Annotated in this window: 18 protein-coding genes and 1 riboswitch; of the genes, 14 read left to right on the top strand and 4 right to left on the bottom strand. The window is 69.8% G+C overall.

From position 1 onward, the window contains the following. Positions 1-79: 79 nt before the first annotated feature. Positions 80-1,957 carry a propionyl-CoA synthetase gene (locus tag MOQ72_RS08935; RefSeq protein ID WP_242181851.1) on the bottom strand — a complete coding sequence of 626 codons (1,878 nt, stop codon included), beginning with the start codon at positions 1,955-1,957 and terminating at the stop codon, positions 80-82. Between the two features lie 329 nt (positions 1,958-2,286). On the opposite strand from MOQ72_RS08935, the gene MOQ72_RS08930 reads away from it, so the two are divergent. The 13 genes from MOQ72_RS08930 (at position 2,287) to MOQ72_RS08870 (ending at position 13,975) form a co-directional block, all read left to right on the top strand. Further along, positions 2,287-2,541, top strand: coding sequence for a hypothetical protein (locus MOQ72_RS08930; RefSeq protein WP_242181849.1), 255 nt, complete (start codon positions 2,287-2,289; stop codon positions 2,539-2,541). 312 nt (positions 2,542-2,853) lie between these two features. Further along, the gene (gene clsA / locus MOQ72_RS08925) at positions 2,854-3,450 is read left to right on the top strand and encodes a cardiolipin synthase ClsA (protein ID WP_372495333.1); all 597 of its coding nucleotides are present in this window, start codon (positions 2,854-2,856) and stop codon (positions 3,448-3,450) included. 120 nt (positions 3,451-3,570) lie between these two features. Beyond that, the gene (gcvH, locus tag MOQ72_RS08920; protein WP_242181847.1) at positions 3,571-3,957 is read left to right on the top strand and encodes a glycine cleavage system protein GcvH; all 387 of its coding nucleotides are present in this window, start codon (positions 3,571-3,573) and stop codon (positions 3,955-3,957) included. Between the two features lie 118 nt (positions 3,958-4,075). Then, positions 4,076-4,543 carry a glycogen accumulation regulator GarA gene (gene garA / locus MOQ72_RS08915; RefSeq protein ID WP_242181845.1) on the top strand — a complete coding sequence of 156 codons (468 nt, stop codon included), beginning with the start codon at positions 4,076-4,078 and terminating at the stop codon, positions 4,541-4,543. Between the two features lie 391 nt (positions 4,544-4,934). Next, the gene (locus MOQ72_RS08910; protein WP_029534961.1) at positions 4,935-5,411 is read left to right on the top strand and encodes a bifunctional nuclease family protein; all 477 of its coding nucleotides are present in this window, start codon (positions 4,935-4,937) and stop codon (positions 5,409-5,411) included. 258 nt (positions 5,412-5,669) lie between these two features. Beyond that, positions 5,670-6,239, top strand: a complete 570-nt coding sequence (locus MOQ72_RS08905) for a MerR family transcriptional regulator (protein ID WP_308197859.1) — start codon at positions 5,670-5,672, stop codon at positions 6,237-6,239. 79 nt (positions 6,240-6,318) lie between these two features. Continuing rightward, a riboswitch (glycine riboswitch) is annotated at positions 6,319-6,420 on the top strand. Positions 6,421-6,596: 176 nt separating this feature from the next. Beyond that, the gene (gene gcvP, locus MOQ72_RS08900; protein ID WP_242181843.1) at positions 6,597-9,491 is read left to right on the top strand and encodes an aminomethyl-transferring glycine dehydrogenase; all 2,895 of its coding nucleotides are present in this window, start codon (positions 6,597-6,599) and stop codon (positions 9,489-9,491) included. Positions 9,492-9,646: 155 nt separating this feature from the next. Next, positions 9,647-9,916: a HesB/YadR/YfhF-family protein gene (locus tag MOQ72_RS08895; RefSeq protein ID WP_242181841.1), complete on the top strand. Its 270-nt coding sequence runs from the start codon at positions 9,647-9,649 to the stop codon at positions 9,914-9,916. A gap of 175 nt (positions 9,917-10,091) precedes the next feature. Further along, on the top strand, positions 10,092-10,775 hold the full coding sequence (locus MOQ72_RS08890) for an energy-coupling factor ABC transporter permease (protein WP_242182075.1): 684 nt from the start codon (positions 10,092-10,094) through the stop codon (positions 10,773-10,775). Next, positions 10,772-11,113 carry a PDGLE domain-containing protein gene (locus MOQ72_RS08885; protein WP_242181839.1) on the top strand — a complete coding sequence of 114 codons (342 nt, stop codon included), beginning with the start codon at positions 10,772-10,774 and terminating at the stop codon, positions 11,111-11,113. Before MOQ72_RS08890 ends, MOQ72_RS08885 begins: the two co-directional genes overlap by 4 nt. Positions 11,114-11,115: 2 nt before the next feature. Further along, positions 11,116-11,883, top strand: a complete 768-nt coding sequence (cbiQ, locus tag MOQ72_RS08880; RefSeq protein WP_242181836.1) for a cobalt ECF transporter T component CbiQ — start codon at positions 11,116-11,118, stop codon at positions 11,881-11,883. Next, positions 11,871-12,650 carry an energy-coupling factor ABC transporter ATP-binding protein gene (locus MOQ72_RS08875; protein ID WP_242181834.1) on the top strand — a complete coding sequence of 260 codons (780 nt, stop codon included), beginning with the start codon at positions 11,871-11,873 and terminating at the stop codon, positions 12,648-12,650. The genes cbiQ and MOQ72_RS08875 overlap by 13 nt, the downstream gene beginning before the upstream one ends. Positions 12,651-12,739: 89 nt before the next feature. Continuing rightward, on the top strand, positions 12,740-13,975 hold the full coding sequence (locus MOQ72_RS08870; RefSeq protein WP_242181832.1) for a Bcr/CflA family multidrug efflux MFS transporter: 1,236 nt from the start codon (positions 12,740-12,742) through the stop codon (positions 13,973-13,975). Here MOQ72_RS08870 and MOQ72_RS08865 read toward each other — a convergent pair. After that, positions 13,963-14,943: an ArsR/SmtB family transcription factor gene (locus MOQ72_RS08865; protein WP_242182073.1), complete on the bottom strand. Its 981-nt coding sequence runs from the start codon at positions 14,941-14,943 to the stop codon at positions 13,963-13,965. The two genes, MOQ72_RS08870 and MOQ72_RS08865, sit on opposite strands and share 13 nt — an antisense overlap. A 104-nt stretch (positions 14,944-15,047) precedes the next feature. On the opposite strand from MOQ72_RS08865, the gene MOQ72_RS08860 reads away from it, so the two are divergent. After that, complete coding sequence (locus tag MOQ72_RS08860) at positions 15,048-16,328, top strand: MFS transporter (protein ID WP_242181830.1); 1,281 nt, start codon at positions 15,048-15,050, stop codon at positions 16,326-16,328. A gap of 16 nt (positions 16,329-16,344) precedes the next feature. Here the strand turns inward: MOQ72_RS08860 and MOQ72_RS08855 are convergent, their stop codons facing one another. Continuing rightward, a complete protein-coding gene (locus tag MOQ72_RS08855) occupies positions 16,345-17,220 on the bottom strand; it encodes a 3-methyladenine DNA glycosylase (RefSeq protein WP_242181828.1) in 876 nt (291 codons plus the stop codon). 21 nt (positions 17,221-17,241) lie between these two features. After that, positions 17,242-18,759, bottom strand: coding sequence for a protein kinase domain-containing protein (locus MOQ72_RS08850; RefSeq protein WP_242181826.1), 1,518 nt, complete (start codon positions 18,757-18,759; stop codon positions 17,242-17,244). Positions 18,760-18,793: the final 34 nt, after the last annotated feature.

The raw sequence follows: 18,793 nt of genomic DNA, 5'->3' as shown, positions 1-18,793 counted from the left end.
GTATCGGGCACGTCCAACGGCCGCTCGGCCGCACCGCGACCGGGTCAGCACGGCCCCGACCGGCAGCGCGGCTGACGGCTCACTTGCCCCGCAACGCCGGGCGGAGCCGCTCCAGCACCGCTGGATCCTCGATGGTCGAGGGCACCTTGGTGTCCCCGGTGTCGGCGATCTCGCGCATCGACTTGCGCAGGATCTTGCCCGAACGGGTCTTGGGCAGCCCGTCGACCACCGCGACCTCCCGGAAGGCCGCCACCGGTCCGATCTGCTCGCGCACCGCCGCGACCAGTTCGTCCCGCAACGCCTCCTCGGTGATGTCCACACCGGACTTCAGCACCACGAACCCGCGCGGCACCTGGCCCTTCAACGAGTCGTGCACGCCGATCACGGCGCACTCCGCGACCGCCGGATGCGCGGCCAGCACCGCCTCCATCGACCCGGTCGACAACCGGTGTCCGGCGACGTTGATCACGTCGTCGGTGCGACCCATCACGAACACGTACCCGTCGGCGTCGACGTAGCCGTTGTCGCCGGTGAGGTAGTAGCCGGGGTAGCGCGACAGGTACGACTCGCGGAACCGCTCGTCGTCGCCCCACAGCGTCGGCAGGGTGCCCGGCGGCAGCGGGAGCTTGAGGCAGAGCGCGCCATCGGTCTCCGGCGGCAGCGGTTGTCCGGCCTGGTCCAGCGCCACGACGTGGTAGCCGGGCACCGGCACGGTCGGCGACCCGGCCTTGACCGGCATCGGCTCCAGCCCGCGCAGGTTCGAGCAGATCGGCCAGCCGGTCTCGGTCTGCCACCAGTGGTCGATCACCGGGACGCCCAGCTGCCGCGACGCCCAGTGGTAGGTCTCCGGGTCCAGCCGTTCACCGGCCAGGAACAGGGTCCGCAGGCTCGTGGTGTCGTAGGCAGCCAGCAGTTCGGCGTCCGGGTCCATCCGCTTGATCGCGCGGAACGCGGTCGGCGCGGTGAACAGCGCCTTGACGCGGTGATCGGCGATGACCCGCCAGAACGCGCCCGCATCCGGGGTGCCGACCGGCTTGCCCTCGTAGACCACAGTGGTCGCACCGGTCAGCAGCGGTGCGTAGACGATGTAGGAGTGGCCGACGACCCAACCCACGTCGGAGGCGGTCCAGAAGACGTCCCCCGGTCCGATGTCGTAGATGTTGGCCATCGACCAGCGCAGCGCGACCGCGTGTCCGCCGTTGTCGCGCACCACGCCCTTCGGGCGCCCGGTGGTGCCCGAGGTGTAGAGCACGTACAGCGGATCGGTGGCCGCGACCGGCACGCAGTCGGCCGGTTCGGCCTGCGCCAGCGCGTCGTTCCAGTCCACATCGCGCGGTCCGAGCTCGGCGCGGGCCTGCTCGCGCTGGAACACGATCACCCGCCGCGGCTGGTGTTCGGCCAGCCGCAGCGCCTCGTCGACGATCGGCTTGTACTCGACGATCCGGTTCGGCTCCAGGCCGCACGACGCCGCGACGATCAACGACGGCCGGGCGTCGTCGATGCGCGCCGCCAGCTCCTTCGGCGCGAAGCCGCCGAAGACCACCGAGTGCACCGCTCCGATGCGCGCGCAGGCCAGCATCGCCACGACCGCCTCGGGGATCATCGGGAGGTAGATCACCACGCGATCGCCCGGCCCGGCGCCCTGGGCCCGCAACGCCCCGGCGAACAGCGAGACCCGGTCCAACAGCTCCCGGTAGGTCCAGCGCAGCACGGCGCCGGTCATCGCCGAGTCCCAGATCAGCGCGGGCTGCTCGCCGCGACCGTCCAGAACATGCCGGTCCAGCGCGTTGAAACAGGTGTTGAGCACTCCGTCGGGGAACCACCGGAAGAATGGATCCGCGGTGTCGTCCAGGGCCCGCGACGGCGCCTGCTCCCATTCGATCGCCGCCGCCGCGTCGAGCCAGAAACCCTCCGGGTCGGCCAAACTCCGCCGGTATGCCTCGGCATAGGCACCCATGACCACATCCCTCTCGCGCGCGCCGATGTCGTCTGGTGTCCTACCGCACAACCCCCGCCGACGCCAAGATCGCCACTGACGGCGCGCGAAACACGTTTGTCACACCGGAAACACCGATGATCGGACGAACGGTAGTTGATCTTCGGCGGCGCTGGGCGCCGGACCGATACCCGCTCGCAGTTCGGCGACGCAACGTGTCCGTTTGGCGCTGCGGGGCGAAGTCAGCGCGACAGAGCGTGCTCGACCGCAGACAATCAAGCCCGGAGTCGAGTATCGGGCTAACACCAGGACGCATTGCGCCGACAACGAAAACGGAGGTGCTACGAACGATGAGCACGGAACCGGCCCTGCCGCCCAGGGCATCCGCCGCCCAGGTTTCCGCCGAAGAGGTCGATCCCAGCGGAACCCGGACGACCGCCGAACTGCCCACCGCGCCGTGCAGCGTGGTGTGGAGCGGTGGCCATTCGTACGTGCTCGAAGGCTCCGCGGGGGCTCGTTGGGCGGGTGTGGACGATCGCGGCCGGGCCCGGTTCCTCACCGACGCGGACCTCCGCCGCCGCGGCTGGAGCCGCACGCGGGCCTAGCCCGCGGTTCGTGGCGGCACGGCTCCCACCCACCCGCAACCGGCCCGATCGACCGACTCCGCGGGAGCCCAGCCGCCAGGTGTGTTGTGCGAGGAATGTGAGACCCTGATCCAGTAGGGATGCACCGGGTGTGCGCCCGAAGCGGGGTAAGCACGCACAACCATTCAGGGGAGGCTCGTGGTGCAGGACGCTGAGCGCACCACGGACGACACCACGAGCGGGGACCGCGAAGTGAATCCCGGCCCCGCGGGCGAGGACCCCGCGCAGCGCCCCGAACCACCGGACTCGGCTCCCGATCCCGGCCTGGCCCGGATCCGGGAGGCCGCCGCCGGGGTGTGGGCCGATCCATGGTGGACACTGCCGAACCTGCTCAGCGTGATCCGGTTGGCCGGGGTGCCGGTGTTCCTCTGGCTGCTGCTCGGCCCGCAGGCGGACCTGCTCGCCCTGCTGGTCCTCGTGTTCAGCGGCATCACCGACTGGCTCGACGGCAAACTCGCCCGCTGGCTCAACCAGTACAGCCGCATCGGCGAACTGCTCGACCCCGCCGCCGACCGCCTCTACATCGTCGCCACGCTGGTCGCCTTCGTGCTGCGCGACGTGGTGCCCTGGTGGGTCGCCGCCGCACTGGTGATCCGCGACGTGGTGCTGACCCTGTGCCTGCCCGTGCTGCGCTGGCACGGCTACGAACCGCCCGACGTGCACTACCTGGGCAAGGCCGCGACCTTCTGCCTGATGTACGCGTTCCCGCTGTTGTTGCTGGTGCAGGAGGACTTCCCGCTGTCCGACATCGCGCGCCCGATCGCCTACGCGTTCACCTGCTGGGGCGGTGCGCTGTACCTGTGGGCGGGCATCCTCTACCTCGGGCAGGTCGTCGCGGCGGTGCGCCGGGCCCGGTCAAAATCGATCTAGGCCACCTCCGGGGGTCGCCTTGCGGCCCGGCCAGCACGGCAAATACGCTCGCCGGACCGATCACGCGAACCATCGCGGCCGGTGATCCACAGCACCAGCGGAGCAGGAAGGCGGGACCACGTGACGGCCCCGGATGAGATCAAGTACACCGAAGAGCACGAGTGGGTTCTGCGCACCGCGCAGGACACGGTGCGCATCGGGATCACCGACTACGCCCAGCAGCAGCTGGGCGACGTGGTGTTCGTGCAGCTCCCCGAAGTCGGCCAGCAGGTCGCCGCGGGCGACGCGCTGGGCGAGGTGGAGTCGACCAAGAGCGTCTCGGACATCTACGCACCGGTCACCGGTGAGGTGCTGGCCCGCAACGAGCAGTTGGCGGATCAGCCGGAGCTGGTCAATTCGGCGCCGCTGGGCGACGGCTGGATGGTCGAGCTCAAGCTCGCCGACCCGGCCCAGTTGGCCGGGCTGCTCGACGCCGCGGGCTACCAGAAGCTGATCGACCAGGCATGATCGTCAAGCCGTCGGGGGCAGCGGAGAAGATGTCGGGAGTCGCGCGCCCCGTGCCTGTCGCAGCACGGTACGTTGGGCACATACTTGGCACGATCTATCCGCGTAGAGGAGAGCTCAGGTGAGCCAAAACAGCGGCTTCGGCGAGGTCCCGCCGGAGCAGTCACCGGAGACCACCTCGGTCTTCAGGCCCTTCCTCTCGGAGCCGGAAAGCACCGAGAGTGCGCCCCCGGAGCCTGCCCCCACCTCCGGGGTCGATGCGCTGCCAGCCGGGTCCGCCCTGCTGGTGGTCAAGCGTGGCCCGAACGCGGGTTCGCGATTCCTGCTGGACCGGGAGACCACCAGCGCCGGACGTCATCCGGACAGCGACATCTTCCTCGACGACGTCACGGTTTCCCGTCGGCACGCCGAGTTCCGACGCGAGGGCAACGATTTCGTGGTCGTCGACGTCGGAAGCCTCAACGGTACCTACGTGAACCGGGAACCGGTGGACACCTCGGTGCTGGCCAACGGTGACGAGGTGCAGATCGGGAAGTTCCGGCTGGTGTTCCTGACCGGCCCGATCGACGGGGGACAGGGCGGCCGCTGACGGCCCCGGCATTTCGACTTTGCGACCCGCCAGCGGGGCGACGCCGAAGCGGTGTCGCCCCGCTGGCGCGTCATGGCACTGCGCGGCCCAGGACGAGATGTCCTCGTGCGGGGAATTTCCCGGCGTCGCAACCGGTTTCTACGGCAATGCGGCTTTTTGCCCCGGTCCGGCGGGCAGGTGGGCGGTGTATCGTGCTGGGTAATGCTCGATGAAGAGCTCAGCCAGCGGTTCGGGCCAGATGCACCGGCAGGAAAGGCCGTGAGAGCGGTGGTCGACCAGACCGCCAAAGGGATGGGCGTGTCCGCCGTATCGCGGGTAGCGTCGGAGGCGTCGGTGCGCGATCCTCGACGGGGATGTCACGCTTCGGCGCGCTGGAGGAGGCGATGTGACGATGAGCAGCGAGATGCGCGTCGTCGGCGTGCGAGTGGAACTACCAGCAAACCAGCCGATCCTGTTGTTGCGCGAGGCGCACGGCGAGCGTTACCTGCCGATCTGGATCGGCTCGGTCGAGGCGACGGCCATCGCACTTGAGCAGCAAGGTGTGCGGCCGCAAAGACCACTTACCCACGACCTGCTCAAGGACGTCATCGGCGCCCTCGGGCGCGACCTGGAACAGGTGCGGATCACCGACCTGCAGGACGGCACCTTCTTCGCCGAGCTGGTGTTCGACGGGGACGTGCGGGTTTCGGCACGGCCGAGCGACTCGGTGGCGCTGGCGCTGCGCATCGGGGTGCCGATCCACGCCGACGAATCGGTGCTGGACGAAGCGGGGCTGATCATCCCGGACGAGCAGGAGGACGAGGTCGAGAAGTTCCGCGAGTTCCTGGACTCGGTGTCGCCGGAGGACTTCCGCGGCGCGGACACCTGACCCGCCGATCGGCCCGACGAGAGCATCCCGGCCCCTGCCCGCGCACCGCGGGCAGGGGCCGGGTCGTCCGGGCGCGTCGCGTTGACCTCCCCGCGGGGCAGGCATACCGTCGAGATACGCGAATTGCCCCGGTGTGATTCAGCCGGTGATTCGGCCGACGCGTTCGGTCGGTGGGCGGTGTTCGCGGCCCTGGATCGGGATGATTCGGGCGCTGGTGATCGTCGTCGTCGGCTTCGTGCCGGACGAGGGGAGGCAGGCGTGGTCGAGGAAGCGCCCAACCGAGATGCTGCGGAGCAGGGCGAACTGTTCCCCGACGCCTCGCTGCCGGACGAGCTGGTCGGCTACCGGGGCCCCGCTGCTTGCCAGATCGCCGGTATCACCTACCGCCAGTTGGACTACTGGGCGCGCACCAAGCTGGTCGGCCCGTCCATCCGCGGCGCGGCCGGTTCCGGTTCGCAGCGGTTGTACTCGTTCAAGGACATCCTGGTGCTCAAGGTGGTCAAGCGGCTGCTGGACACCGGGGTGTCGCTGCACAACATCCGGGTCGCGGTGGAGCACCTGCGCAACCGGGGCGTGCAGGACCTGGCCCGGCTGACGCTGTTCAGCGACGGGACGACGGTCTACGAGTGCACCTCTGCCGAGGAGGTGGTCGACCTGTTGCAGGGTGGCCAGGGGGTGTTCGGCATCGCCGTCAGCGGCGCGATGCGCGAGATCAGCGGCACGATCCACGAGTTCCCGGCAGAGCGGGCCGACGGTGGCGAGCTCGCGGCGCCGGTGGACGACGAGTTGTCCCGGCGGCGGCGCGATCGGCAGGCCGAAACCGGGTGAGCCCCGGCCAGCCGTTGTGCGGCTGGCGACATCGGCAGTCCGCAGCGGCCGCCTGATCCGGTAGGCTGCGGCACATCGCCGACCCCGTGCGGGAGAGTCCGGTCCGGCTTCGGTCGTGGCTGGCGCCGAAGGAGCAACTCTCCCCGACAACCTCTCAGGCCACCTGGACCGCACGGGCGAGATGCCTCTGGAAAGAGGCTGCACCACAGCCGTGGTGCAGCCCGCCGACGGTGCAAGCCCGGTGTTCCGGGTGAAGCTCTCAGGCGTTCGCTGCGCGGACAGTGACAGAGGGGGAGAGCAGGGCAGTTCCGGCTGCGCTGCCACCCTTTGCCCGCCGCGACGATTGAGGTTTTGGCGATGACCGACGTGACCCACGACCGCATTCCACTGGCCGCGCTGGAGCACGGTACGCCGTTCGCCGACCGGCACGTCGGGCCGATGCCCGCCGAGTTGGCGCACATGCTCGACGTGATCGGGGTCGGTTCGCTGGAAGAGCTGGGGCTGGGCGCCGTACCGGAGACGATCCGGGAGGGTGATCTGAGCCTGGCGCTGCCCGAACCGGCCACCGAGTCGGCGGCGCTGGCGGAGCTGCGCGAGCTGGCGCGCCGCTGCCACCCGCACACCGAGATGATCGGGCTGGGCTACTACGCCACGATCACCCCGCCGGTGATCCTGCGCAACGTGCTGGAAAGCCCCGCCTGGTACACCGCGTACACCCCGTACCAGCCGGAGATCTCGCAGGGTCGGCTCGAAGCGCTGCTGAACTTCCAGACCATGGTCGCCGACCTGGCCGGGGTGCCGGTGGCCAACGCCTCGATGCTCGACGAGGCCACCGCGGCGGCCGAGGGCATGACGCTGGTGCGCCGCGCGGGCCGGGCGAAGTCGCCGCGGTTCGTGGTGGACGCCGACACGCTGCCGCAGACCATCGCGGTGCTCCAGACCCGCGCGCAGCCGCTGGACATCGAGCTCGTCGTGGCGGACCTGTCCGCGGGTGCGCGGGCCTTGCCGGAGGGCGAATTCTTCGGCGCGCTGCTGGCCTATCCGGGTGCCTCCGGTGCCGTGCGCGACCACGAGGAGATCATCGCCGAGGTGCACCGGCGCGGCGCGAAGGTCGTCGTCGCGGCCGATCTGCTGGCGTTGACGCTGTTGCGCTCGCCCGGCGAGATCGGCGCGGACGTGGTGGTCGGCAACACCCAGCGCTTCGGGGTGCCGATGGGTTTCGGCGGTCCGCACGCCGGATTCATGGCCGTGGCCAAGGGCCTTGAGCGGCAGCTGCCCGGTCGGCTGGTCGGGGTGAGCGTCGACGCCGACGGCAACCAGGCGTACCGGCTGGCGTTGCAAACCCGCGAACAGCACATCCGGCGCGAGAAGGCCACCAGCAACATCTGCACCGCGCAGGTGTTGCTGGCAGTCGTGGCGTCGATGTACGCCGTGTACCACGGCCCGGCCGGACTGCGTTCGATCGCGACCCGGGCGCACCGGATGGCGGCCGTGCTCGCCGAGCAACTGCGCCGCAGCGGGATCGAGGTGCTGCACCGGGAATTCTTCGACACGATCGTCGCGAAGGTGCCGGGCAGGGCGGACGAGATCGTCGCGGCGGCCCGCCAGGGCGGCATCAACCTCCGTCGGGTGGACGCCGACCACGTCGGCATCTCCTGCGACGAGACCACCACGCGGGCCCACCTGGCGGCGGTGTGGCAGGCGTTCCGCATCACCGGTGTGCACGTCGACGAACTGGACACCGAGACCCCGGACGCGCTGCCGACGGCGTTGGAGCGCACCTCGGAGTTCCTGACCCACCCGGTGTTCCACACCCACCGCTCCGAGACCGCGCTGCTGCGCTACCTGCGGCAGCTGTCCGACAAGGACATCGCGTTGGACCGCAGCATGATCCCGCTGGGTTCGTGCACCATGAAGCTCAACGCGACAGCCGAGATGGAACCGATCACCTGGCCGGAATTCGGTTCGCTGCACCCGTTCGCACCCGCCCAGGACGCCGCGGGGCTGCTGTCGATCGTCCAGGACCTGGAGGACTGGCTGGCCGAGATCACCGGTTACGACGCGGTGAGCCTGCAGCCCAACGCCGGTAGCCAGGGCGAGTTCGCCGGTCTGCTGGCGATCCGCGCCTACCACCACAGCCGGGGTGCCGCCGATCGGGACGTTTGCCTGATCCCGGCCAGCGCGCACGGCACCAACGCCGCCAGCGCGGTGATGGCCGGGATGCGGGTGGTCGTGGTGCGCTGCGACGACGACGGCAACATCGAGATGGCCCACCTGCGCGAACTGGTCACCGAGCACGCCGCCGACCTCGCCGCGATCATGATCACCTACCCGTCGACGCACGGCGTCTACGAGGACACCGTGCGGGACGTGTGCGGGTTGGTGCACGACGCCGGTGGTCAGGTCTACGTCGACGGCGCGAACCTCAACGCGCTGATCGGCCTGGCCCGGATGGGCAAGTTCGGTGCTGACGTCTCGCACCTGAACCTGCACAAGACGTTCTGCATCCCGCACGGTGGCGGTGGTCCCGGTGTCGGCCCGATCGGGGTGCGCGAGCACCTGGCGCCGTTCCTGCCGAACCACCCGATGCAGCCCGCGGCCGGTCCGACGACCGGGGTGGGTCCGATCAGCGCGGCACCGTGGGGCAGTGCCTCGATCCTGCCGATCTCGTGGGCCTACGTGCGGATGATGGGTGCCGACGGCCTGCGCCGCGCGACTCTGACCGCGGTGGCCGCCGCCAACTACGTGGCCCGCCGCCTGGGCAGCTACTTCCCGGTGCTCTACACCGGCAAGGGCGGTTTCGTGGCGCACGAGTGCATCCTCGACCTGCGGCCGATCAGCAAGTCCAGCGGCATCACCGCCGACGACGTCGCCAAGCGGCTGGCCGACTACGGCATCCACGCGCCGACGATGTCGTTCCCGGTGGCTGGCACCCTGATGGTCGAGCCGACGGAGAGCGAGAACCTGGCGGAGCTGGACCGCTTCTGCGAGGCGATGATCGCCATTCGGGCGGAGATCGACAAGGTCGTCGCCGGGCAGTGGCCCGCCGACGACAACCCGCTGGTGGGTGCGCCGCACACGGCGGCCTGCCTGGCCAAGGACTGGGACCACGCCTACTCGCGCGAGGAGGCGGCCTACCCGCTGGGCACCGATGTGGTGAAGGTGTGGCCGCCGGTTCGTCGCATCGACGGCGCCCGCGGCGACCGCAACCTCGTCTGCTCCTGCCCGCCGCTGACCGCCTACCAAGGCTGATCAACCCCGCAGTGCTCCCGGTTGCCGTGGCGGCCGGGGGCACTGCGGCCGCTGGGGTGGGTGCGACACGCCGAGCCGGGTTCGGTTTGCGGACCCGGCGACCCGGATGACACGGTGGCCCCTTCATCTGACGGCTCCGAGAGGAGTGGAGCACCATGCTCACCATCAGCGAGAGCGCCGCCGAGGTCATCAAGCTCGTCCTCGTCGGCGGCGACTCTCCAGAAGGTTCCGGCCTGCGCATCGCGCCAGCCGGAGAAGGTCTGCAGGCGTCGATCGCCGACCAGCCCCAGGACGGCGATGAGGTGATCGAGGAATCCGGGGTTCGAGTGTTCCTCGAATCGCAAGTAGCGACATTGCTCGGCGACAAGGTGCTGGACGCCGAGCGGGATGCGAACGGGGAGCTGGCCCTCGCCGTCCGCGACTGACTCGACGACTCGACCGTCGGCCCGGGTGTTTTGCCCGGGTCGACGGTTTTTTCGGCCGAAATTGCGATCAAGATCTCTTGCCAGCTACTGGTGATAACGCCAGATCGGCAATTACCCTCGATGCGCAGCTGTCCCGGGCAGGAGGGAACGCGTCGTGCCGACTACCACGCTCGCCATGCACATGAGCGATGGACTGCTCAATGCGCCGACCGCAGTGCTGTTCGCCGTCGTGGCCGTCGCCGGGCTGTCGGTCGCGCTGACTCGGGCGCGGGCGGACCTCGACGACCGCACCGCGCCGATGGCCGGTCTGGTCGCCGCGTTCGTCTTCGCCGCGCAGATGATCAACTTTCCGGTGCTGCCCGGCGTCAGCGGGCACCTGCTCGGCGGTGCCCTGGCGGCGATCCTGGCCGGGCCGTGGGTGGGCGCGCTGTGCGTGGCGATCGTGCTGGTGGTGCAGGCGCTGCTGTTCGCCGACGGCGGGTTGACCATGCTCGGCGCGAACATCACCAACATGGCGCTGATCGGCACGGCCGTCGGATATCTCGTCGCGCTCGGGCTGCGGCGGTTCGCGCTGCGCAGCAGGGGCGCGCTGGTGGTGACGGCATTCGTCGCGGCCTGGGTGAACACCGTTGCCGCCTCCGGCGGGTTCGTCCTCGAATACGCCCTCGGCGGCGCCGCCGGTTACGGGACCGGGACCGCCGCGTTCGCGGTGGTCGGGGTGCACTGCCTGATCGGCCTGGGCGAGGGCGTGATCACGGCCGCGACGGTGGGTGCGGTCGCCGCCGCCCGGCCGGATCTGATCCACCTGCTGCGCACCGGTAAACGGAGCGCGTCGACGATTGAGGAGACCGCGCGATGACTACGCCACGTTGGCGTTTCCTGTTGGTGTTCGGCTTTGTCATCCTGGCCATCGCGGGTGGGGTGGCCTACTTCGCGGACTCCGATCCGGACGGTCTGGACGCGGTCACCCAGCGTGGCTGCACCGTGGTCGAGACCCAGCAGGGCGAGCGGTTGGACGGCCGTTGCATCGCGCAGCACGCCACGGACCACGCCTTCTCCAGCGGCCCGCTGGCCGATTACGCCATCGGCGGGGACGACCGCTGGACCGGGGTCGCTGGGGTGATCGGCGCCGTGGTCACCCTCGCGGCGGCCGGTGGCCTGTTCTGGGGATTGCGCCGCCGAACTGGGGGTAACTAGTCGTGGGCGCAGGTCACGCCAGCGCGTTGCACCTGCCCGGCGATTCGTCCCTGCACCGCCTGCCGCCCGAGGTCAAGATCGTGGCAGCCTTCCTGGTGGTGCTGTGCGTGGTGGCGACGCCGCGCGAGGTCTTCTGGGCGTTCGGTGGATATGCCGTGCTGCTGCTCGGCCTCGCGCTGGCAGCCCGGATCCCGCCCCGCTGGCTGGCCAGCCGCCTGCTCATCGAGGTGCCGTTCGTGGTGTTGGCCCTGGTGCTGCCGTTCACCGCAGGCGGCGCGACCACCGAGGTGGCCGGATTCGCGTTGTCCACCGAGGGGCTGCTGGCGGGCTGGAACATCCTCGTCAAGGGCACCCTGGGCTTGGCCGCGTCGCTGCTGCTGGCGGCCACGACCGCACCTCGGGAGATCGTGGTCGGCCTGCAACGCCTGCGCACCCCTCGGCTGTTGATCACGATCATCACGCTGATGCTGCGCTACGCCGAGGTGATCGTGGCCGAGGCGAAGCGGATGCGGGTCGCACGCATCTGCCGCGGTCACGATCCGCGGTTCCTGTGGCAGATCGGTGCGACGGCACGCGGGGTCGGGAGTCTGTTCATCCGCTCCTATGAGCGAGGCGAGCGGGTGCACCTGGCGATGGTGTCGCGGGGCTGGAGCGGTGCGATGCCCGAGCTCGGGGAGTCGCGCCGAACATCGTCGGCGGTGTGGTGGCTGGGCATGCTGCCACCGGCGCTCGCCGCTGTCGTCCTGGGAGCCGCACTGTGGATCGCCTGAGCGAATCGCTGCCCGAGCGCACCGCCCTGCCGGAGTCCGTCCCGGCATTGGCGGTGTCCGGGCTGGCCTTCCACTACCCGGACGGTCACCGCGCGCTGCAAGGGGTGGATCTGCGCGTCGAGCGCGGGGAACGCGTTGCCGTGCTCGGCCCGAACGGTGCGGGCAAGACCACCATGACGCTGCACCTCAACGGCGTGCTGCGGGCCAGCTCGGGGCGCATCGAGATCGGCGGGCTGCCGGTGGATTCGCGGACTCTGAAGGAAATCCGCCGCCGCGTCGGGCTGGTGTTCCAGGACCCGGACGACCAGCTGTTCATGCCGACGGTGCGGGAGGACGTCGCGTTCGGCCCGGCGAATTTCGGCGTGCGCGGGGCTGAGTTGGAAGAACGGGTCCAGTCGGCGCTCGACGCGGTCGGCATGGCCGAGCACGCGCACCGTTCGCCGCTGCACCTCTCCGGTGGCCAGCGCAAGCGCATTGCGCTGGCCACGGTGCTGGCCTGCCAGCCGGAGCTCCTGGTGCTCGACGAGCCGTCGTCGAACCTCGAACCGGTGGCCCGCAGAGAACTGGCCGAGGTGTTGTTGGCCTGGGGCGGCACCATGCTGATGGTCACCCACGACCTGCCGTACGCGTTGCAGCTGTGCCCGCGCAGCGTGCTGATCGACAACGGCGCGGTGGTCGCCGACGGCCCAACCGCCGAAATCCTCGCCGACAGCGAACTGCTGGCCGCGCACCGGCTCGAACTCCCTTACGGCTTCCGGATTCCTTGATCGCGCGAGGTCATCGGCCGCTTGCGCGGGACCTGGCGCGGTCGTGGAGTTACGGTGCCAACCGGTCTCGGACAAGTCAGGGGTGGGCGATGGCGGACCAATCGCGCAGGGCGAAGTACGTGCTGATCCTCGGTTCGCTGTCCGCGTTCGGGCCGCTGTCGATCGACATGTACTTGCCCGCGTTCCCGACGATCGCGGCGGAGTTGCGGACCGGGCCGTCGCAGGTCCAGCTGTCGCTGACGGCCTGCACGATCGGGCTCGCGCTCGGCCAACTGGTCGCCGGGCCGCTGTCGGACACCTTCGGGCGGCGTCGGCCGCTGCTGGTCGGCCTGGTCGTGTTCACCGTCGGGTCGCTGCTGTGCGCGCTCGCTCCGTCGGCGTACGCGTTGGTGGGGTTGCGGTTGGTGCAGGGCTTAGGCGGGGCGGCTGGCATCGTCATCGCCCGTGCCGTGGTGCGCGACCTGTACTCGGGCATCGCCTTGGCCAAGTTCTTCTCACTGCTCATGCTGGTCAACGGGCTGGCGCCGATCCTCGCCCCGCTGGTCGGCGGGCAGATGCTCCGGGTGACTTCGTGGCGCGGGGTGTTCGCGGTGCTCGGGGCGATCGGTGTGGTGTTGCTGGTGACGGCGGCGTTCGGTGTGCGGGAAACGCTGCCGCGTGAGTCGCGGCGGCCCGGCAGCCTCGGCAACACGCTGCGGACCTTCGGCGGTCTGCTAAGCGATCGGGCGTTCCTCGGGTTCTCGCTGTCGGCGGCGTTGGCGTTCGCCTCGATGTTCGCCTACATCGCCGGTTCGTCGTTCGTGCTGCAGAACGTCTACGGCATGTCGCCGCAGCTGTTCAGCGTGGTGTTCGGGGTGAACTCGCTGGGCATCGTTCTCGTCGGGCAGCTCAACGGTCGGCTGGTCGCCCGCTTCGACCCGCGTCGGCTGCTGCCCGTCGGACTCGGCATCAACGCGGTGGGCGGCGTCGCGGTGGCCGTCGCCGCGGTGACCGGAGTCGGCTTGGTGGGCCTGCTGCCCGCGCTGTTCCTGGTGGCATCGAGCGTCGGCATGGTGTTCCCGAACGCCACCGCCTTGGCGTTGTCCGGGCTCCCGGAGACAGCCGGAAGCGCCTCGGCGCTGCTGGGCGTCCTGCAGTTCCTGACTGGCGGCCTGGCCGCGCCGCTGGTCGGCGCGGCGGGCCCGGACACCGCGCTGCCGATGGGTGCGGTGATGGGAACCCTGTCGCTCGCCGCGGTCGTGGTGTTCGTCCTGCTGGCCCGCCGCGCCCAGCCCAAGACAGCGGAAGTCGACGAGCACGCGGAACCGAACACCTACCAGCGGTGATCAGTCGCACTGGCGAGCAACGCCTCGGCCAGCGCGGTTCGGCTGTAGAGCACGTAACGCCCTTCCCTGCGAACTGAGACGAGTCCGGCCTCGCGGAGGGCGATCAGGTGTTGCGAAGCGTTCCCGGCGGACATTCGGGTCCGGCGGGACAGCTCCGTGGTCGACCTGGGCGAGGGCAACTCGGTCAGCAGCAGGGCCCTGGACTTCCCGATGACCGCCGCCAGCGCATCGGGGACGGTGCGCTGCTCGGGTGCCCACAGGGCGGCGACGCCGCGCGACGGGCAACGCAGCGCTGCGGGCCACAGCGGCTCCAACTTGGAGAAGACCGTGGGCCAGACGAAGGTCGACGGCACCAGCACGAGACCGCGACCGTCGAGTGCGCGGGTTCCGGACAAGTAACGGTGCGCCACCCGCAGGCCGTCGTCGCGCCACCGGACCTTCGGACTGAGCCCGTTGAGCAGTCGGTCGGTGCCACCCTCGACCAGCAGCGCGCCGCGGTGCCGGGCGTCCTGCTCCAGCAGGTCGAGCATCGACGGCCACCAGGGCTCGATGGCCAGCTGCCAGTAGCTCTCGATCGCCTGGGCCAGCCGGTGCAGTTCCCGGTCCGGGTCGGCGTGCAACCGGCGAACCGGGCCGGATGCGGGCCGACCGGCGTCCTCGATCATCGCCCGGACCGAATCCGACGGCACCGCCCGGAGGTCCTCGAGTTCCGCGGCCAACGTCGGCCGCTGCGTGGACGGCGTCGGGGCGAGGAAACCGGGCAGGTACTTGGTCGGGGTCGGCACCAGGTCGAACAGCAGTGAGAAGTCGGCAGTGCCGCGCTGCAACCGCGGACCGACCTCAGCCAGCCACGACTGGTGCAACGGGTGCCGCGCGGGCTCTTTCAGGACGCGCACGCTGGCCGCTACTTCCCACAACGGCGAGAACGCGAAACGGATGCGGGCCAGATCACTGGCGGACATCGTCATCTTGAGCACCCGATGTCTCCCTTCGCCCCGGACGCACGCCTCCGGTGGATTCGGCCCAGTCTAAATTCCTGGTCACCGGGCTGGGCGGGAACAACGGTAGGCGGGTGATCCACGACCAAATCACCGCGACCACCGATTCTGCCGGGCTGCCGAGGGAGTTCCGGCTGCTGTTCGCCGCGGTCGGCGGAAGCGATCTCGGCACCCAAGTCACCTTCATCGCGCTGCCGCTGACCGCTGTCCTGGTGCTACACGCGGGCCCGGCGCAGGTCGGTGCGATCGGCGCGCTCAGCGCGGTCGCCTTCCTGGTGGTCGGGCTGCCGGTCGGTGCTTGGGTGGACCGGCTGCCCCGCCGTGCGGTGATGATCATCGCGGACTTGGTCCGCGCCGTCTTGTTCGGTTCGATCCCCATCGCCTGGCTGCTGGGCGCGCTGACGATGCCGCAGTTGTACGTGGTCGCGCTGTTAGGCGGAATAGCAACTGTGTTCTCCGAGGTAGCCGCGCAGAGCTTGCTGCCAGTGGTCGTCGGCCGAGCGCAGCTGGTGCGCGCCAATGCACGCCTGACGGGGATGCGCGGGGTCAACCAGATCGTGGGCCGAAGTATCGGCGGATTGCTGGTGTCCGTGCTCACCGCGCCGATCACGATCGCGGTCGACGCGATCAGCTACGCGTGCTCGGCGATCCTTCTCGGGCGGATCCGCGCAGTGCCGCCGACCGCGACGCGGCGATCGTCGCGGGTGTGGATGGATGTCCGCGAAGGACTGCGCCACGTGCTCGGAAATCAGCTGCTGCGCCCACTGGCGCTCGACGGTGCGCTGACGAACTTCGCGACGACGCTGACCCTCACGGTGCTCCCGCTGGTCTTCATTCGCGAACTCCGGCTCAGCGAGTGGGTCCTGGGCCTGTTCCTGGCCATCGGCGGTTGCGGTTCGCTGGTCGGCGCGACCGGTGCGCGCGCACTCGGCGAGCGGTTCGGCCACGGCCGCGTGCTCTGGATGACTGGGGCCGCAGCCGGTTGCGCGGGATGTTTCGTGCCGTTGCTCGGTGGCGGTTCCTGGTTGTGGTTGGCGGCGGCGGCATGGTTGTCGATCACCATCAAGTTCGGCATCGGCAACGTGCTCGCGGTGAGCCTGCGGCAGTCGGTCACGCCCGACCACCTCATGGGCCGGATGAACGCGACGTTCCGATTCCTGTTGACCGGCGCCGTCGCCGTCGCATCCGTGCTGGCCGGGGTGCTCGGCGAACTCGCGAGCCTCCACGCGGTGCTGCTGATTTCAGCGGCCACCCTCGCGGCGAGTTGGCTCGTCGTGTTCCGCTCGCCACTGCGATACCTGCGGAAGCTGCCCCGAGAAGACGCGGAAGCCGCTACCAAACCCCAAGCCCGGTAACCACTCGCGGCCTCGATCACACCGGTTGGCGCGCCCAGGCGAGGATTTCGCGGCAGGTGTCGATCAGGCGTTGCCGCAGCACACCTGCTTCGGCGGCGAAGTCGCGCTGTTGGCGGACGTACTCCGCTCGACCTTCCGGGGTTTCGATCGCAACCGGCTCGTAACCCAGGTCGCGCAGGTCGTAGGGGCTGGCGCGCATGTCGAGCTCGCGGATCCGCACCGCCAGCTCGAAGCAGTCGGCGACCAGTTCAGCGGGTACGAACGGATCCAATTTGTAGGCCCACTTGAACACGTCCATGCCCGCGTGCAGGCAGCCGGGCTGTTCCAGCCGCACCTGGTCGGCGCGTTCGGGTTGCACAGCGTTGAGCGGACGGGCTTGCGGGGTGAAGAACCGGAACGCGTCGTAGTGCGTGCAGCTGATCGGCAGCGACTCGACGACCTCGTCGGTGCCCGCGTGCCCGAGCCGCAGCGGCCAGCCGGTGTGCCGGACGTCCGTCGGCCGGGTGCGGTAGAGCATCGCCCATTCGTGCAGCCCGAAGCAGCCCAGCCTGGCCTTGCGGGACGCCGTGGCGGTGAGCAGGCCAAGCACGAATTCGGTGCTGCTGCGGCGTTTCTCGGTCAGCGCGGCCGGGTCGAGCGCGACGCCGTCCGGTGTGTCGACGAATCCGCGCCGGTGCCGGAACTCCTGCCCGCCCGCCAATGCCACGCCGATGCCCGGCTGCCAGCGTTCCAGCCGAGCGGGACGGAAGGAGTAGTAGGTCCAGAGGAAGTCCAGCACCGGGTGCTTGCGGTGTTGGTGCTGACGTTGTCTATGCGGCTGCGTCCAGCGTGAAACCCGCGCCCGGTGGGCCGCCTGTCGCGTCCGCCAGTCCTGTTCCGCCAGCACAATCATCGCTGGGCAGGGTAGTCGAGGTCAGTGGTGGAACTGGAGCCAGTCGAGGTTCATGAAGTCCTCGGCCTGGTCCGCGGCGAAGGTGAGGTAGACGTCGTGCTTGCCGCTCAGCGGGCGTTGCAGATCGACCGGGACTGTCTTCCACGTTTGGCCGCCGACCGTGGACGTCACGTTGATCTTGCCAACCACCTCGCCGGTCGGGTCGTCCAACCGGATCTCGATCTTGGCCCGCACCCCGTCGTCGACCCAGGTCCGCAGCCGCGCGGAAACCTGCCTCGCCGGGGTGGCACCGAAATCGACGTTGGCGATGCGAACCCCGTCGCCGTTGTCGATCGGACCGATGAAGCTGCCCGTTTCGTCCTGACCGGCGGTGACGTCGCCGGTCTGCGTCGCGAAGGACTCCGCCTGCAGCGGGTTGTAGGCACTCTGCTCGGCATCCGTTGCCGGACTCGCATCGGCGCTCGGTGTTGACTGCGCCGTCGTGCTGTTCGCGGGTCGTTCGGCGATTCCGGCGAAGAATCCAGCGGTTGCCGCGGCTGCCGCGAGCAGCACTGCCAGACCGCCCAGCACGATCACGGCTCGGCCAGCCCTTCGCCGGGTGACCGGTGTCGTCACCGCACCGGCACTGGTCAGTGGCATGGCGACATGGGTCAGAGAGCGAGGTGGCGGATCGGCGTCGAGCAGCGGCTCGAACGGGGTTTCGCCGGCGTCGCGGAGCAGGTCCTGAACGCGGCGGCGCACTTCGAGCAGCGACATCCGGTGCGTTGGATCTTTGCGCATCAGGCCGCTGATGACCTCGCCGATCGGCCCGGTCTGGCGGTGCTGCGGGACCGGGCCGTGCACGATCGAGCTGATGGTGATCAGAGGGTCGCCGGAGCTGTCGTAGGGCAGTCGGCCCTCGGCCGCGGCGAACACCGTCGCACCGAGGCTCCACAGGTCGGCGGTCTCGTCCGCCGAACGGCCGACCGCGGTCTCCGGTGCCACGAAGGCGGGCGTGCCGACCAACACCCCGGTGCGGGTGAGCGTCGATTCCGCGACGCTGCGGGCGATGCCGAAGTCGGCGAGCTTGACCTGCCGGTGCCGTCCGAGCAGGACGTTGCCGGGCTTGACGTCGCGGTGCACGATGCCCACCCGGTGCGCGGCCTGCAACGCCGCGGCCACGCCGTCGACGAGCACCGCGAGCTGGTGCGGGCGCAGTGCCCCGTGCCAGTTGAGCAACTTCGACAGGCTTTGGGCCCGCACCAGCTCCATCACGACGAACGGCAGGTCGCCCTCGCGTGCGACGTCGTAGAGAGTGACGGCGTTGGGGTGGTTGAGGACCGCCATCGCGCGTGCCTCTCGCAGGGCGCGTTCGCGGAGTTCGGCTGCCTCGTCCTCGGGAATGCCGGGAGACAGCCGGATCTCCTTGACCGCGACGTCGCGCTGCAGCAGTACATCGGTGCCGGACCAGACGGAACCCATCGCACCTCGACCGATGGTGCTCTCCAACCGGTACCGACCGCCGATCACGCGGGAGCCGACCTCTTCGGAGCGAGGCACGAGTCGATCATCTCGCACCCTTTCACCCTAAAGG

Source organism: Saccharopolyspora soli (assembly GCF_022678645.1).
Lineage (GTDB): Bacteria > Actinomycetota > Actinomycetes > Mycobacteriales > Pseudonocardiaceae > Saccharopolyspora > Saccharopolyspora soli.
Note: the sequence above shows the minus strand (reverse complement) of the source record. Positions and strands in the feature narration are given on the sequence as shown.

What these genes read in the sequence shown, in the direction of transcription:
- MOQ72_RS08890 (WP_242182075.1), top strand. Translation starts at nt 10,092, where the DNA reads ATGCACATGAGCGATGGACTGCTCAATGCGCCGACCGCAGTGCTGTTC.
- gcvP (WP_242181843.1), top strand. Translation starts at nt 6,597, where the DNA reads ATGACCGACGTGACCCACGACCGCATTCCACTGGCCGCGCTGGAGCAC.
- MOQ72_RS08910 (WP_029534961.1), top strand. Translation starts at nt 4,935, where the DNA reads ATGAGCAGCGAGATGCGCGTCGTCGGCGTGCGAGTGGAACTACCAGCA.
- MOQ72_RS08870 (WP_242181832.1), top strand. Translation starts at nt 12,740, where the DNA reads ATGGCGGACCAATCGCGCAGGGCGAAGTACGTGCTGATCCTCGGTTCG.
- MOQ72_RS08935 (WP_242181851.1), bottom strand. Translation starts at nt 1,957, where the DNA reads ATGGGTGCCTATGCCGAGGCATACCGGCGGAGTTTGGCCGACCCGGAG.
- MOQ72_RS08865 (WP_242182073.1), bottom strand. Translation starts at nt 14,943, where the DNA reads ATGACGATGTCCGCCAGTGATCTGGCCCGCATCCGTTTCGCGTTCTCG.
- MOQ72_RS08930 (WP_242181849.1), top strand. Translation starts at nt 2,287, where the DNA reads ATGAGCACGGAACCGGCCCTGCCGCCCAGGGCATCCGCCGCCCAGGTT.
- MOQ72_RS08855 (WP_242181828.1), bottom strand. Translation starts at nt 17,220, where the DNA reads ATGATTGTGCTGGCGGAACAGGACTGGCGGACGCGACAGGCGGCCCAC.
- MOQ72_RS08885 (WP_242181839.1), top strand. Translation starts at nt 10,772, where the DNA reads ATGACTACGCCACGTTGGCGTTTCCTGTTGGTGTTCGGCTTTGTCATC.
- MOQ72_RS08895 (WP_242181841.1), top strand. Translation starts at nt 9,647, where the DNA reads ATGCTCACCATCAGCGAGAGCGCCGCCGAGGTCATCAAGCTCGTCCTC.